Annotated in this window: 18 protein-coding genes; 4 read left to right on the top strand and 14 right to left on the bottom strand. The window is 28.7% G+C overall.

The annotated features are described in order from the left end of the window. Positions 1-36: 36 nt before the first annotated feature. Together QOR43_RS01235 and QOR43_RS01240 are read right to left on the bottom strand one after the other, a co-directional pair. Positions 37-411, bottom strand: a complete 375-nt coding sequence (locus tag QOR43_RS01235; RefSeq protein ID WP_265133467.1) for a DUF202 domain-containing protein — start codon at positions 409-411, stop codon at positions 37-39. After that, positions 404-1,270, bottom strand: coding sequence for a hypothetical protein (locus QOR43_RS01240; RefSeq protein WP_265133466.1), 867 nt, complete (start codon positions 1,268-1,270; stop codon positions 404-406). The genes QOR43_RS01235 and QOR43_RS01240 overlap by 8 nt, the downstream gene beginning before the upstream one ends. 126 nt (positions 1,271-1,396) lie before the next feature. On the opposite strand from QOR43_RS01240, the gene rnr reads away from it, so the two are divergent. After that, positions 1,397-3,484, top strand: a complete 2,088-nt coding sequence (gene rnr / locus QOR43_RS01245; RefSeq protein ID WP_265133465.1) for a ribonuclease R — start codon at positions 1,397-1,399, stop codon at positions 3,482-3,484. Here the strand turns inward: rnr and QOR43_RS01250 are convergent. Beyond that, positions 3,481-4,539: an ABC transporter permease gene (locus QOR43_RS01250; RefSeq protein ID WP_265133464.1), complete on the bottom strand. Its 1,059-nt coding sequence runs from the start codon at positions 4,537-4,539 to the stop codon at positions 3,481-3,483. The two genes, rnr and QOR43_RS01250, sit on opposite strands and share 4 nt — an antisense overlap. Further along, positions 4,536-5,522: an ABC transporter permease gene (locus QOR43_RS01255; protein WP_265133463.1), complete on the bottom strand. Its 987-nt coding sequence runs from the start codon at positions 5,520-5,522 to the stop codon at positions 4,536-4,538. The genes QOR43_RS01250 and QOR43_RS01255 overlap by 4 nt, the downstream gene beginning before the upstream one ends. A 64-nt stretch (positions 5,523-5,586) precedes the next feature. Here QOR43_RS01255 and QOR43_RS01260 point away from each other — a divergent pair, with 64 nt between their 5' ends. Both QOR43_RS01260 and QOR43_RS01265 read left to right on the top strand, forming a co-directional pair. Beyond that, the gene (locus QOR43_RS01260; protein ID WP_265133462.1) at positions 5,587-6,024 is read left to right on the top strand and encodes a RusA family crossover junction endodeoxyribonuclease; all 438 of its coding nucleotides are present in this window, start codon (positions 5,587-5,589) and stop codon (positions 6,022-6,024) included. Further along, positions 6,017-6,205 (top strand): MgtC/SapB family protein, encoded by a 189-nt coding sequence (locus QOR43_RS01265; RefSeq protein ID WP_265133461.1) that lies wholly within the window; start codon positions 6,017-6,019, stop codon positions 6,203-6,205. Before QOR43_RS01260 ends, QOR43_RS01265 begins: the two co-directional genes overlap by 8 nt. Before the next feature lie 5 nt (positions 6,206-6,210). Here the strand turns inward: QOR43_RS01265 and bioD are convergent, their stop codons facing one another. From bioD to QOR43_RS01315, 10 genes are all read right to left on the bottom strand, one after another. Further along, positions 6,211-6,864 (bottom strand): dethiobiotin synthase, encoded by a 654-nt coding sequence (gene bioD, locus QOR43_RS01270; RefSeq protein ID WP_265133460.1) that lies wholly within the window; start codon positions 6,862-6,864, stop codon positions 6,211-6,213. Continuing rightward, complete coding sequence (gene fabD / locus QOR43_RS01275) at positions 6,857-7,768, bottom strand: ACP S-malonyltransferase (protein ID WP_265133459.1); 912 nt, start codon at positions 7,766-7,768, stop codon at positions 6,857-6,859. Before fabD ends, bioD begins: the two co-directional genes overlap by 8 nt. A 37-nt stretch (positions 7,769-7,805) precedes the next feature. After that, complete coding sequence (locus QOR43_RS01280) at positions 7,806-8,426, bottom strand: trimeric intracellular cation channel family protein (RefSeq protein ID WP_265133457.1); 621 nt, start codon at positions 8,424-8,426, stop codon at positions 7,806-7,808. Then, positions 8,410-9,378, bottom strand: coding sequence for a tetraacyldisaccharide 4'-kinase (lpxK, locus tag QOR43_RS01285; protein WP_265133456.1), 969 nt, complete (start codon positions 9,376-9,378; stop codon positions 8,410-8,412). Before lpxK ends, QOR43_RS01280 begins: the two co-directional genes overlap by 17 nt. A gap of 800 nt (positions 9,379-10,178) precedes the next feature. Then, positions 10,179-11,189, bottom strand: a complete 1,011-nt coding sequence (obgE, locus tag QOR43_RS01290; RefSeq protein WP_265133455.1) for a GTPase ObgE — start codon at positions 11,187-11,189, stop codon at positions 10,179-10,181. Continuing rightward, entirely contained in the window at positions 11,170-11,439 is a 270-nt protein-coding gene (locus QOR43_RS01295; RefSeq protein ID WP_265133454.1) for a SemiSWEET family sugar transporter, read from the bottom strand. Before QOR43_RS01295 ends, obgE begins: the two co-directional genes overlap by 20 nt. 68 nt (positions 11,440-11,507) lie before the next feature. Beyond that, positions 11,508-12,536, bottom strand: a complete 1,029-nt coding sequence (locus QOR43_RS01300; protein ID WP_265133453.1) for a deoxyguanosinetriphosphate triphosphohydrolase — start codon at positions 12,534-12,536, stop codon at positions 11,508-11,510. A gap of 14 nt (positions 12,537-12,550) precedes the next feature. After that, positions 12,551-12,994, bottom strand: coding sequence for a D-aminoacyl-tRNA deacylase (gene dtd, locus QOR43_RS01305; protein ID WP_265133452.1), 444 nt, complete (start codon positions 12,992-12,994; stop codon positions 12,551-12,553). Then, on the bottom strand, positions 12,991-13,584 hold the full coding sequence (locus tag QOR43_RS01310; RefSeq protein ID WP_265133451.1) for a TetR/AcrR family transcriptional regulator: 594 nt from the start codon (positions 13,582-13,584) through the stop codon (positions 12,991-12,993). Before QOR43_RS01310 ends, dtd begins: the two co-directional genes overlap by 4 nt. An 11-nt stretch (positions 13,585-13,595) precedes the next feature. Continuing rightward, the gene (locus QOR43_RS01315) at positions 13,596-14,453 is read right to left on the bottom strand and encodes a DHH family phosphoesterase (RefSeq protein ID WP_265133450.1); all 858 of its coding nucleotides are present in this window, start codon (positions 14,451-14,453) and stop codon (positions 13,596-13,598) included. A gap of 238 nt (positions 14,454-14,691) precedes the next feature. On the opposite strand from QOR43_RS01315, the gene QOR43_RS01320 reads away from it, so the two are divergent. Further along, complete coding sequence (locus QOR43_RS01320; protein ID WP_265133449.1) at positions 14,692-15,669, top strand: ribonucleotide-diphosphate reductase subunit beta; 978 nt, start codon at positions 14,692-14,694, stop codon at positions 15,667-15,669. The last annotated feature ends 23 nt before the right edge of the window (positions 15,670-15,692 follow it).

Genomic DNA, 15,692 nt, shown 5'->3' on the forward strand with positions numbered 1-15,692 from the left:
CAAAAAGAATAATATTATTATTTTTTATAAACAATTTTAAACTATTAACATACTTAAAATGAGTATGAATCCGATGAAAGCAAGAGAAATGCTTAGTAGCAAATATATTTTTTTATCTTTATATAGCTCTCCTTTGCTTAGGTATTCAATCCATTTAATATAGTAATAATAGGCATAAAGAGATATTAAAACTCCTATTATAATAATAAAAATACCAAGATAGTTGTAAAATTCGGCATGTTGTAAAGCTGCAGGAAGTGATTTTCCTTTTATTTCATAGATTATAACATCTAAGAAAAGTTGAAATTTTTCAATAACAAATCCTAAAACCATCATAGATATTGCAAGTCTTATAATAGCTATTGTGGAACGTTGAACAGCCATAATATCCTTTGGGTCTATTTTATTCATTTTTCTTATTTCCTAATAGTTCAAGATTTTTGATAAGATAAGAAAAAACAAAGAGAAGAAAAGAAAGAGCAATAATTAGCAAAGCAACATATAGAGGCACATGGGTAAAACCACTTAGAGAAGCTTTAAAGAAAAATAAAAGAGTTTCTATGAATAGAGCAATTATTATTGATGTTAAAAATGTGATAAAGGATTTAGCCTCAAATATCTCAAGAACATCTGAACGCACAAAAACTTCATGAAGTATAATTGCTTTTCCAAGGTCAAAGAAAGCTAAACCAAGTGTTACTGCTATAACAGGTTTAAAAATCTTTTCAATATTAAAGTTATTAAAATTATATAAATCATATAAAAAATTACCTATTCCAAAAAAAACAGAGAAAATAGCAAAAAATAGTATTGCCGATCCCATAAACAGATAGCTGGCTTTCATGAAAAGTGTAAATTTTTCATTTTCATATATCAAATTAAGACAACTAAGAAGTTCCGAAAGGTTAATGTCAAAAAAACGATAGCCATTCTCATTTTCTACAATAACGGTAACTGTTAACCTTTTTGTCTCGGAAGAGATATATGGTTCAGTAATAAAATATGGAGATGTTTTATCCCTTAATTCCACAATTTGATTAAGATTTTTGCCAATCCTTTCAGTAATTTCGGAATGTCTGGTATATAAAGGAGTGCGTTGAATATAATTTTTATCACTTTCATAAACTGCATCAAGGCAATCAAGAATTTCAAACCACTCTTTAATATTTACATCATTTATAGTTTGCTCGGCAAATTTATCTATTGAATTTATAATAAATTTTTCTATCCAGTTCTTGTTTTCTTTATATATTTTTATGATACTTTGCATCATATCCTCCATCAAAGCTTCTATATCCTAAGTATTATAACAAAAAATTTATCTTATAAAGTTGAAAAAATTTTTATGATACTTTATTATTTAGGTAATTAAAAAAATAAAATGTAGGTGAAATAGATGGAAATAACAGAGAAAGAGATTATTGATTATTTATCTAAATCAAAAAAAGGTTTTTATTTCAAAACTCTACTAAAAGCATTTAATATCCCAAAGGAAGAAAAAAGAAAATTTAAAAAATTTTTAAAATCACTTATAAAGAAAGGAGTAATACATTTTGAAAAAGGAAATTACAAAGTAATAAAACCAAAAGAGGAAAATCTGTATAAAGGAAAAGTTCAGGCACATGAAAGTGGATTTGGATTTTTAATTATCGGTGAAGAAAGGGAAGATTTGTTTATACCACCACCACAGATGAGATATCTATTTGATGGAGATATAGTCCTTGCAAAAGCAATAAAAAGAAAAGGTAAAGAAGAAGCTAAAATAATCAGAGTATTGGAAAGGGCAGTAAAAACAGCTGTTGGTAAATTACAAAAAGAGAAAGGAAGATATTTTGTTTTACTTCTTGATTTTGTTATTCCACATAAAGTTTATCTTTCAAAATCAGAAGCTAAAAAGATAGAACCGGGAACATATGTTGTAGTAGAATTAACCCAGTATCCTTCTGAAAAAACAGAAGCAAAAGGAAAAATTATAAAACTCCTTGGTAAAACTAAAAATACACAAACAGTAGCAGAAATAGTAGCAAGAAAATACAATTTACCTTTATCCCATTCAGAAGAAGCTATAAAAGAAGCAGAAAAACTTCCTTCTACCGTGAAAAAAACAAAAAATAGAAAAGATTTAACTTCACAAATATGTTTTACAATAGACCCTGAATCAGCCAGAGACCATGATGATGCAGTAGCAATTGAGAAAGAAGGTGAAAATTATAGATTATTCGTCCATATAGCCGATGTTTCTTATTATGTAAAAGAAGGTTCTACAATAGACAAAGAAGCTTTTGAAAGAGGAAATACCTATTATTTGCCTGAAAGAGCCCTGCACATGCTACCTGAAAGACTTGCAGCAGAGCTTTGTAGTTTAAGACCTAATGAAAAAAAATATGCATTTACCTGTGAAATGCTTATAAATAAAAAAGGAGAAGTTATAGAGTATGATATATATGAAAGCATAATAGAAAGTAAAGCAAAATTAACATATGACCAAGCCCTTGCCCTTATAGTAGGTGACCCTGCCCTTGAAAAAAAATATCCGGAGCTTATTCAGCCTTTGAAATATATGGAAGAGCTTGCAAAAATATTAATGAAAGCAAAAGAAGAAAGAGGAAGTATAGATTTTGATATGCCGGAATCCCAAATTTTATTTACAGAAACCGGTGAGCCTTATGATGTTGTTCCTTATGAAAGACATCTTGCCCATAGAATAATAGAAGAATTTATGATTATAGCAAATGAAACAGTTGCAAGACATATGTATGAAAGAAATTTACCATTTATATATAGAACCCATGAAGAGCCAAAACTTGAAAAAGTTATGGAATTTGTAGATATAGTTGCAGGACTTGGATATAAAGTATCTTATCCGGAAAAAGTTAGCTCAAAATTTATACAACAGATGCTACAAATGGTAGCAGGCACACCGGAAGAAAGTTTAATAAGATTTTTAGCATTAAGAACAATGAAACAGGCTAAATATACAGTAGAAAATATAGGACATTTTGGATTGGCTTCTGAATGTTATACCCATTTTACTTCCCCTATCAGAAGATATTCAGATATAATTGTCCATAGAATGCTAAAAAAAGCTATATATAAAAAATTTACAAAAAAAGATTTAGAGGAATTACCACAGAAATTAAAAATTATTGCAGAACAATGCTCAAACAGAGAAAGAGTTGCAGATGAAGCAGAAAGGGATGCCCTTGATATATTAAAGCTCAGAATATTGGCAAACCATGTAGGTGAAGAGTTTGAAGGAATTATAACCGGTGTTGTGCCTTTTGGAATATTTGTAGAGCTAAAAAAATATCTTATAGAAGGGTTAATAAAATCTTCAATCCTTGGAAAGGATATGCAGTATGACGAGAAAAATCATATGTTTGTTGGAAAAGATAAAAGATACAGACTTGGTGATAAAGTAAAAGTTAGAATAACCCGTGTAGATGAAGATTTAAAAGAAATTGATTTAGAGATGGTTGATTAAAGCATTTTTCTTAATTTTGGGTCTAAGGAATCCCTGAGAGCATCTCCAACAAGATTAAAAGCAAGTATTGTAATAAATATGGCTATTCCTGGAGCTAAAATCCAAGGATAAGAAGATATAGAAGCGATACTTCTCGCAGAAGAAAGCATATTACCCCAGCTTGCGTAAGGCTCTTGGATACCAAGTCCTATCAAACTAAGAGCACTTTCTCCAAGGATATAAGCCGGAATAGATAAAGTAGCCGCAACAAGAAGATAAGAAAATGTATTAGGTATAATATGCTTTGTTATTATTCTAAATGATGAAGCCCCATAAGATTTTGCAGCTATTACGAATTCTTGCTCCCTTACTCCTAAAACCATACCCCTGATAACCCTTGCAAGACCAGCCCATCCTACGAATGATAAAATAATAACAATCAAAAGATAAACTTTTATGGAAGAAAGATTTATAGGAAATATAGCCCTTAAAGCAAGCATAAGATAAAATCCGGGAAAAGACATAACAATCTCAGATAATCTCATCAATATATTATCAACTTTTCCACCAAAATATCCGGCTATTCCACCTACCAATGCTCCTATGGTGAAAGATACCAAGACACCAATAATACCTATGGATAAAGAAATTCTTGCTCCATACAAAATCCTTGAAAATATATCCCTGCCAAGATGGTCAGCCCCGAGCAAAAAAATCTTTCCTTCTTTTACTCCAAAAAGATGAATATCTGTTTCAAAAATACCCAAAATATAATGTTTTTCCCCTTCTGTAAAGAAATATACCGGATATTTTTCATTAAAATTTATCTGATATTTTTTAAAAATAGGGTCAATAAGCTCATATTTATAAACAAAAGGTCTTAGATGAAAATTTCCTTTTTCATCAAAAAAATGAATTTGGGTTGGTGGGTGATAAGGTGTATCCCTATGTTGAATATCATAAGGATAAGGTGCAATAAAATCTGCAAAAATTGCCAAAAAATAAAGAACTCCAAGAATATATAAAGATAAATAAGCTAATTTATTTTTTTGTAGATAATAAAAAATCTCCTTCAATTTAAAACCCCTTCAACTTCTCTCTGTCTTATTCTTGGGTCAAGTTTTGCAAGTAAAATATCAGCCACAAGATTACCTATTATTAGCATAATAGCTCCTATATACAATCCACCCATAACAAGATATAAATCTTGGGATAGGACAGCATCAAGCATAAGCATACCCATCCCAGGCCAATTTACTATAATCTCAACAAGTGCTGCACCGGATAATAAAGATGCAATCTCAAATCCAAGAAGTGTAATAAAAGGATTTAAAGCATTTCTCAAAGCATGTTTTAAGATAATATCTTTATCTTTTAATCCCTTTGTTTTTGCAAAAAGAACATAATCGGAAGAGAGGGACTCTATCATAGCACTTCTAACTAATCTAACTAAGCCTGCAAGAGAAGTTATAGCCAAAACAAAAGCAGGTAAGCTTACATGCCATAATCTATCCAAGATTTTTTCAAATAGAGACAGATTTTCATAATTTATACTTGTTGCTCCACCGGTAGGAAATATACCTGTATTTACTGCAAGTAGAAGCATTAAAAATGCAAGGAAAAAAGAAGGTATAGACATAAATGTAAATGAAAAAAGCTGTATAAATTTATCTATAATACTATTTGGTTTGATTGCTGCAATAATTCCAAGAGGAATAGCCAAAAGCCATGCCAATAAACCGGATACTACCGACAAAAATAAAGTATTTCCAACCCTTTCCTTAATAAGTTCTAAAACCGGTAGATGATAACTAAATGAATACCCAAACTCAAATCTTAAAGCATTTAATAACCATTTGAAATATTGAATAATCAAAGGTTGATTTAATCCATAACTTTCTTCAAGCTGTTTTATTGTTTCTTCTGAAATCTGAGGGTTCATTTTTAGCTGGTCTAAATAATTTCCCGGAGCTAACTGAATAATAACAAATGATAAAAATGTTATCCCTATTAAAAGTGGTATCATATTTAATAATCTTTTAAGTATATATAAAAGCATTTTTTTCCTACCATCAGCAATATGTTATAATCAATTATAAAATTATACATTATTGGGGCTGTAAATGGAATTTATATATTTTTTATCTTTTATACCACCATCAAAAGCAAATAGGGTAAAAATAAACACAAGGGCTTTCTCAAAAAGTGGAAAAAGATTTATAATACCAAAATCTGTCGGACTGAAAATAAATAAAGCAATATGGGAACTTCAAAAACAACAGGAAAAATATAACTTTATATTTGATACTCCGGTAGAAGTAGAAATAACATTTTTCTTAAAAAGTAAAAGAAGAAGAGATTTAGATAATATAATGAAAACCCTCGGTGATTGTCTGATGTATGCAAATATATTAAAAGATGACAACCTTATATATAAGCAAACCCTTGAAAAGATTTACACAAAAGAGGAAGGTGTTATTATAAAAATAAAAAATTACGAAAAAAATGATAATTATGATTTGGAAAGATTAAAAAATTTTAAAGAATGGATAAATGGTTGAACTTCAATTTTCAGATGATGAGCTTTTATCTAAGATTTTATTATCCTTAGTGCTTGGATTAATTATTGGAGCAGAAAGGGAATTTAAGGCAAAAGAAGCAATATTTGCCGGAATTAGAACATTTCCTCTTTTGGCTTTACTTGGAACTATTTCTTCTTTTATTTATGACAAATATTCTTAAGTATTTTATATATTTATTTTATTCAATAATTTTTTATAACATTCTTCTGTAGGATTGTCTGATTTGTTGCATATAGCCAAGATGGGTATATTTGTCATTTTTTCAATAATTTCCGGATTCGTTTTTTCGGATATATCATTTCCTTCATATTCGTTTATTATTATTCCTTTTATATCTGCATTTATATCTTTTAAGGCTTTTATTGTTAGATATGTATGATTTATTGTTCCAAGTTTTGAGCGACTTACTACCAAAACAGGAATTTTTGTTTCTTTTATAAAATCTAAATATGTGTAATCTATCTTTATAGGAACTGCAACTCCTCCGGCTCCCTCCACAATAACAAAATCATATTTATTTTTAAGATTTTCAAGATGATTTTTTATTAAATCAATATCAATATCTACCCCTTCTAATAATGTTGCAGTATAAGGTGCTACCGGATTTTTAAATTTATATAGGACAGCTAAATCTTCCTGTTTTGTTATCTGTAAAAGAGAGTAATAATCAGTATTTTCCTCTTTTTCTATACCTGTTTCTATTGGCTTAAAATAAGCAACTTTATAACCTTTATCTTTTAATAATTTCGCCAATGCTTTGGATATGGTAGTTTTACCTACACCTGTATCTGTTGCTGTTATAAATATTGCTTTATCCAATTTTGTTAATATCTTCCAATGTTTCTATATTATAAAGTTGAATATTTTTATTTATTCTTTTTATTAATCCGGTTAAAACTTTTTTAGGCCCTATTTCATATATTGTATTTACACCTTCTGATACAAGATATTCTATGGTTTTTGTCCATCTAACAGGAGAATAAAAATGCATCTTTAACTCTTCTTTTATTTCTTCTTTTTTCATTATTGGTTTTGCAGTAATATTTGATATAACCGGTATTTTTGCATCTTTTATATCTATCTTTTCTATATATTCTCCGAATTCTTTTGCTTTTTCTTTTAAAAGGGAAGAGTGTGCCGGCACAGATACTGCCAAAGGAACTACTTTTTTAGCTCCTTCTGATTTGAGTATCTCCATAGCTTTCTCAACTGCTTCTTTTTCACCTGATATTACAGTTTGCTCATAAGAGTTATAATTAGCTATCTCTACTATTCCATCTACTCTTTTTAAAATTTCTTCTATTTTATCAGCATCTAAGCCTATTATTGCTGCCATTAATCCTTTGTCAGAAGGAACAGCCGTTTGCATAAGCTTACCTCTAATATGGGTAAGATAAACAGCATCTTTAATATCTATACTTTCTGCTACCGTCAAAGCAGTAAATTCTCCAAGTGAATGTCCTGCAACGAAATCAGGTTTTATTCCTTTTTTACTAAATATTTTGTAAATTGCATAAGAAGTAAGTAATATAGCCGGTTGAGTATATTCTGTTAGATTTAATTTTTCTTCATCTGAAAATATAATATCCGTTAAACTAAAACCAATTTTTTCATCTACTTCTTTATATAAATTTCTGATTTCTTCAAAATTATCATAAATATCTTTTCCCATTCCAAGATATTGAGAACCCTGTCCCGGAAAAACAAAAGCTATTTTAGCCATTTACTTTTTCCTCCTTTTTTAAGAGATTATATCAGATTTAAGAGAATTTTGGCAAATGCCAATTATAAAGTATAGCAACTACTCTTATCATAAAAACCGATAAACTACATATAACTGAACTTATTGTTAAATCGCCCGTTATTAAAATCGTTATATAAAATGAGATAGCACCAATTATACTACAACTTGCATAAAAATCATCTCTTAAAACAGATGGAACTTTTCCAAGAAGTAAATCACTTATTAATCCACCACCAACGCCGGTTATTGTAGCAAGTATTATAACACCGAAAAATGATATATTGGCATTGTAAGCAATGATTGCACCGGTAGTAGTAAATGCAGAAAGTCCAATAGCATCAGGAATAAGAATAATATATCTGTTTTGCAAATCAGTTTTTGTTATCTTATAAACAACTATTGCAAGCCAAACTCCCAAAAGGGCAAAACTCATATCAGATAAAGATTTTAAAGCATTTGGAATTTGATTAACCATAATATCCCTTACAATACCACCACCAAGGGCAGTCATAATACCAAGCACAGTTATGCCAAGTAAATCCAAACCTTCTTTTATAGCCTTTAATGAACCGGTAACTGCAAATGCTATAAGTCCGATTATATTCATATAAAAAAATACATCAGTTAATAATTCCATTTATCAGTTCCTCAAACTCTTTATCGCAAAAGATTTCATATTTTATGGCAAAAATATTTTCCTGATTTATTTTTATTAAATCTTTTTCTGTTGTTATATATATTTTATCTTTTTCAAATTTGTAATCTTTATAATCAAAATGGTCTGGAAACTCTATAAATTTTTCTACATTAAAATATCTTTTTACAATATCAAAAAACTGCTTATTATTTCCTAAACCGGCAAAAGCTATAACTTTTTTATCTTTGAAAAAAGAAAAATCATAAATATTGCCATCTTTATCAACAATATGAGAAAATCTTTCTTTTGCAAAAAAATAAGGTTTATTTAATGATTTAAGATAACCTTCTAAATCTTTTAACTTTTTTTCTTGTAGGGCTTGTGTTTTTGTGATGATTATAATATCTGCATATTTATAAAAAGAAGCCGGCTCTCTTAATCTACCATAAGGAAGTAAATTATCTTTCCAAAAAGGTTTTGTAGCATCTACCATTAAGATATTTAAATCTCTGTGTAGTTGAAAATGTTGAAATCCATCATCAAGTATAAATATATCCGGATTAAATATATTTTTAGCTTTTAAACCAGCTTTATATCTATCAGAAGAAACAACAACATTTATCCCATTTTTGAATATGAGATAAGGCTCATCTCCGCAATCCGAAAATGTTTTATCGTTATCACAGATTATTATTTTTTCTTTTGATTTTCTTTTATATCCTCTTGATAAAACCACAACTTTTTTATTTTTATTTTTAAGTAGTTTAGATAGATAAATTGTAAATGGCGTTTTACCGGTTCCGCCAACAGATAAATTACCTACCGATATTGTATATACCGGAAGTTTTTTCTTTTTTATTAACCCTTTTTCATAGATTAATCTTCTCAATACAGCAAAAAATCCATATATATATGACAAAAATTTTAATATAATTCTCAAATCTACCAACATTTTTGATTTTATCTAATTATTTTACCACAGCCAATATTTATAAATATTCAGTTATTTATGATTTATATATTAACTGCAACATTTTGGATTGGTGGGATGTTGTTTATGGTATTTGTTCTTTCTTCTTATGTGAGAAAATTACCTAAAAGCACAAAAATTTTTATAGCAGTAGGAAAAAGATTTAGTATTCTGGGAACTTTTACTTTCTATCCCACATAGTTCAGATAAAACAAATTTTAAAAAGGAGGAATTGGACATGGAAAAAGTATTCTTTCTATCCCACATAGTTCAGATAAAACATACAGTAACAAATCTTAATGACGGGAGCAAGCAAACCTTTCTATCCCACATAGTTCAGATAAAACGATTTAATTTGATTTCATTGTTTAACTTTTTGATTTTCTTTCTATCCCACATAGTTCAGATAAAACCCGTCAATTTTTTCATAAAAAATAATAATGAAATTTTTAAATTTTGTCAAGAGGTTTTTAGCAAAAATTAATTTAAAACTGAATAACCGCAAATTAATATTTTTTGCATCGAACCTCCGATAATGCAAATATATTTTCTGTTATATTCTCGCTAATTATTGATACAAGCCAAGTCAAGCAGAAATATATTTTCTATTGAAAATGCAAAATTTTTGAAAAAATAAAACAGCGTTTGATTAATAGATTTATCTTTCCCCCTTAAAATCAAGAAAGAAAGCCTATTCTCTTATTCTGTTGCCAAGTAATTTAATTAACTTTAAACAACTTAAAAAAATTATATCATATTTCTAAAAAATTTTCTTAAAAAATTTAAACCTTTGATAACATAGATTCCTTTATTTTTCTTAACTCATTTATAAGTTCATCTAAACCTTCTTTTGTAATCAGGGAAACTGCGAAAAATTTATAACCTTCTTTTGTAAAATAATCCTTTAATTTATCTATTAAGCTTTTATCTGAAAGTGCATCTATTTTATTTGCCACAACTATTTGTGGCTTTTTTAGCAATTTAGGTGAATATTCTTTAAGTTCTTTATTTATTATTTTAAAGGCTTCTATAGGGTCTCTTTCCCTAAAATCTGATACATCTATTAGATGGATTAAATATTTTGTCCTTTCTATATGTCTTAAGAATTCATGACCAAGTCCGGCTCCTTTGGAAGCTCCTTCTATAAGTCCTGGAATATCTGCTAATATAAGATAATCTCCTATATCAAACTCAATAACTCCGAGAACCGGTGTTAATGTAGTAAATGGATAATCTGCTATTTTTGGTCTTGCTTTTGATAATACTGATATCAATGTTGATTTACCGGCATTTGGAAATCCAATAATTCCTACATCTGCAATTAATTTTAATTCAAGTTCTATCCATCTTTCTTCACCTTTTTCTCCCGGTTCTGCATTTGTAGGTGCTTGGTTAGTTGCCGTTTTAAATGCAGCATTTCCTTTGCCTCCTTTTCCTCCTTTTGCAACTATCACAGATTGTCCTTCTTCTACTAAATCTGCCAATATTTCTCCTGTTTGAGCATCTTTTACAACAGTTCCAACAGGCACTTTTATATATAAATCTTTACCATCTTTTCCGGTTTTATTTCCTCCCTGTCCATTTTGTCCTTTCTCTGCTTTGTAATGTCTTTTATATTTAAAATCCATCAATGTTTGCAATTTAGAATCTGCAACAATAATAACATCTCCACCTTTTCCACCATTTCCACCGGATGGCCCTCCCATAGGGACAAACTTTTCCCTATGAAAAGCTACACAACCATTTCCACCATCTCCTGCTTTTACATATATTTTAGCTTTGTCTATAAACATATTTCACCACCGCAATAGTTAATAAACTCATAATAGATATTCCATTAGCAAATATTAAAGCTAAACTTTTTAACATCAATCCATATAAAAACCATAGCAATATTCCTATAATCATAAAAATAAGCCATATCCAAGAAAAATCTTTTGCTGATTTTGATTTTATTACTTTTATTGTTTGTGGTATATATGCAGAAGTTGTTAATATCCCTGCGATTATACCTATTAACTCTTTATTTTCCAAATTCTCCATTTCTCCATTTTATTTTTTCTTAAAATCAGAACTAAATAATTTATTCTAAATTTTGATTTTTACAAATATTAAATAACTGCCCAGCCTTTTGGAATAAATATTTCTGTATATTTTTTGATTGCAAATCTATCTGTCATTCCGGCTACATAATCAACAGAGGCCTGTATAGGATTGTATTCTCCCCATTTATCAAGATATTTATAATAAAAAGGAATTTCCCAATAATTTTTTGCATAATATTCAAATAAAGCTTTGACAACAGATTTTGCTTTATCTAATTGGGATGTAACCGGTTTTGAGTTATAAACATTCTCAAATAAAAAATCCCTCAATTTATACATTGCATCATAGATTTTATCTTCCATAACTATATATTTATAATCATTTTCAATAGTTGAATTTATAACACTTAAAACAATTGTTGTAATTCTTTCAGATTTAGTTTTTCCAAGGATTGATGTTATCTCTTTTGGAATATCTTGATAGCTAATTATACCAGCTCTAATTGCATCTTCTAAATCGTGATTTATATATGCTATTTTGTCAGCTATTCTTATTATCTGTCCTTCTAAGGTTTGTGGCATACCATTTTCTGCAATTAATGGTGATTTTCCTTTACTATGTTTTAAAATACCGTCTTTTACCTGGATTGTTAGATTTAATCCTTCTCCTTCATTCTCAAGTTTTTCTACAACTCTAAGACTATGTTTGGCATGATGATAACTTCCACCTTCTTTTAGTATAAACTCTCCTGCATGTCCAAATGGTGTATGTCCTAAATCATGCCCGTAAGCTATAGCTTCTACTAAATCTTCATTTAATCTTAAAGCTCTGGCTATTGTTCTTGCTATCTGTGATACTTCTAAGGTATGTGTTAATCTTGTTCTATAATGGTCACCTTCCGGTGCCATAAAAACCTGTGTTTTATGTTTTAATCTTCTAAATGCTTTTGAATGTAAAATTCTATCCCTATCTCTTTGGAAAGCTGTTCTGATATTACATTCTTTTTCTTCTCTTTCTCTTTTTGCATCTTTGCTTTTGGTAGCCTTTGGATGTAAATATTTTTCTTCTATATTTTCAATATTTTCTCTAATCATTTTTATTTTCTCAGTTATAAATTTTTAGAATTTAAAATAAATGTAACAGGACCATCATTCTCTATGAAAACTTTCATATCTGCTCCAAAAATACCGGTTTTTACCGGAAGATATACAGATAGTTCTTTAACAAATCTTTCATAAAGAGTTTTTGCTTTTTCCGGTAGTTCTGCATTTTCAAAAGAAGGTCTATTCCCCTTTTTCAAATTAGCTACCAATGTAAATTGAGAAACTATTAAAATCTCACCTTTAATATCAAGAATAGATAAATTCATTTTTTTATTTTCATCTTCAAATATTCTGAGATTAATTATTTTTTTCACTAATTTATTTAAATCTTCTTCTGTATCTCCCTTTTCTATACCAAGAAGAATATTTATTCCTTTTCCTATTTCTCCTACTATTTTTCCATCAACTTCTACATAAGATTTATTAACTCTTTGCAAAACTGCTATCATCTTTTTAATATTCCGTAAAATAGTTCTGAAATTAACATTTCTGGGTCTTGTATTATTTTTCCTTCTCTATTTTCCATTACATAAGCAAATGTTTTTGCCTGTATTAATCCAACAAATAACATAGCTGTATCTTCCGGATTTATATCTTCTCTGATAATACCTTCTTTTTGTCCTATTCTTATTATAGCAGATAATTTTGTTTTATAACTTTCTACAAATTTATGTAATATATCAAAAAATTTTTTATTTCCTGACCTACTAAACTCAAAACAAAGAATCGGAACAGCTCCTCTTGTTTCTTCCAAAACAGATATATGCTCTCTCATAACTTGCTTTAAAATATCTACAGTAGAACCACCTATCTCTACTGCCCTATCTACACTTTCGGAACATTTTTTTATATATCTTTCTATTATCTGAATAATAATATCATCAAGAGATGGGAAATGTTTATATAATGCTGCATCTGTAAGTCCTATTTTATTTGCAACATTTCTTGCTGTGAATTTTCTAAGTCCTTCCTTAACTATTATCTCTGCTCCGGCTTTGATTATTTTTTCTTTTGTTGAAAGCTCTTCTGCCACTGCCATCTTATTCCACCTCATATATTAATTAATTTTATAAATTCCGATACTGTTATCATTGCTCCGGAAGCATTTCTATGTCCACCACCACCAAGGATTTGTGCCAAATCAGCTGCTGAAGGATTATGATGGTCTAAACTCCTAAAACTTAATTTTACATTTATTCCGGAAAAGTTAAATAAAGCAACTGCTTGGTCATTTTGAGTTGATAAAAGATTTCCTATTTCTGATTGGAATAAACAAGCATTATATCCTTTTACAATATAATCACCTATTTTTAATGGAAGTTCTTTTGCTTTTTCTACAAATCTATTTATTAAAAAATCATTATAATCGGATATAATTTTGCCTTTTTCAAGAAGCTGATTTATATCTTGATTTAACATATTTTTTATCTCTTCCGGTTTGTCTGTATACATGGTAAGGAATGCATTTAAATATTTTGTTTTTTCTCCATATTCCCATTTCCATATATCTTTATCTTCTACAAGTTTAACAAACTCCGGATAATTATCTCCATAAAGATACTGCCAAGTAATACTCGCACCGGATTTATTATTATCAAATATAAATTTAAAATTCGGATATTTTTGGGCTATCTGCTGTAATTTATCTTTTACGGTAATATGATGGTCTAAATTTATAATTTCTTTTGCTTTTTGAAATATTTTTTCATAATCTTTTTCGCTCCGTAAGGCAAAATCAACTATATATACAATATCACCTTCTTCTATATTATTTAATAAATTTTCCATATCTTCATCTTTATATCCGTGGTCAAAAGCAAATAATTTACAATCCGGAAATTTAGTCAAAAGTATTGCTGCTGCCGTAGAACCATCATTACAATTTTTGTGATAAATACAAACAGTCATCTTTTCCTCCTTCTAAATTATTATAAGTTAATATTTACTAACTGTAAAGTTTTACCGTAAAACATCTTTATAATCTATAAAATGACAGGCTATTTTTCAACTTTTATCTTTTTTTTAATAACTTAACAAATGGAGTTTTCAAATCGTTGAAAATCTTTAAAAAATTTTTGCTTGACAACTATATATAGTGATTATATAATGTAGCACTACTATATATAGTATAAAAGGAGGCACAACGATGTTTATAGCTAAAACTTCTGTCAGAGATAATATCAGACTTACAGAAAATCCAAAATATCCTGTATTTAAAGAATTATACACTAAACAGAAAAAAGCTGTCTGGTTTCCTGAAGAGCTTAATATTCAACAGGATACTCTTGATTATAAATCATTGACACCAACAGAAAAAGAGTTATTTGATAGTGCAGTTGGATATTTTGCTTCTTCAGAATTATTAGTTCAAAATGTTATGGGGAATGGATTTTTCCCTGTTTTAACAGACCCTTATGTAAAGATGAGTTTTGTTACCCAGATGTTTATGGAAAATATACATTCTGACTTTTTTGAGATAATTTTACAATCTTTTGATATGGATAGAAGAAGAATTTATAACATAACCCTTGAAGATAAATTACTTATGGAAAAACAAGAATTGATAATAAGAGCAGTAGATAGAATAACTTACGGAAAAGCAGACCCTGATACCTTAGAGGGAAAAAAACAGATATTAACTTCAATTTTATTAAATAATATTATTCAAGAAGGTTTATTCTTTTATTCTGCTTTTGCACATTTCTTTGCTATGAAAGATTGTGGAAAAATGAAAAATGTAGTTTCCGGAATAGAGCTTGTTTTAATAGATGAATCATTACATCTTCAAAACGGCATAGAAGCTATATTAACAATAGTTGAAGAAAATCCAGAGATAGTTGAGGATATAAAATTTGTAGAAAATATAAGAGATACAATAATAGATGCAGTAGAACTTGAATTAAATTATCTAAAAACAAAATTCGGTGGAACAACAATATTCGGGGTATCTTATAAAGAATTAGAACAATATATGAAATACATAGCAGATAGAAGACTTATAGAACTTGGTTTTGAACCACAATTTAATATATCCCAAAATCCACTTAAATTTTTACAAAAAGAAGATGTTAAGAAGTTGACTAACTTCTTTGAAGTAGCGGCTACCGAGTATACTAATTTTTAATTTTTTTCAATAACTTAGTTGAC

Origin of the sequence: Venenivibrio stagnispumantis (assembly GCF_900182795.1) — a bacterium.
Taxonomy (GTDB): Bacteria; Aquificota; Aquificia; order Aquificales; family Hydrogenothermaceae; genus Venenivibrio; species Venenivibrio stagnispumantis.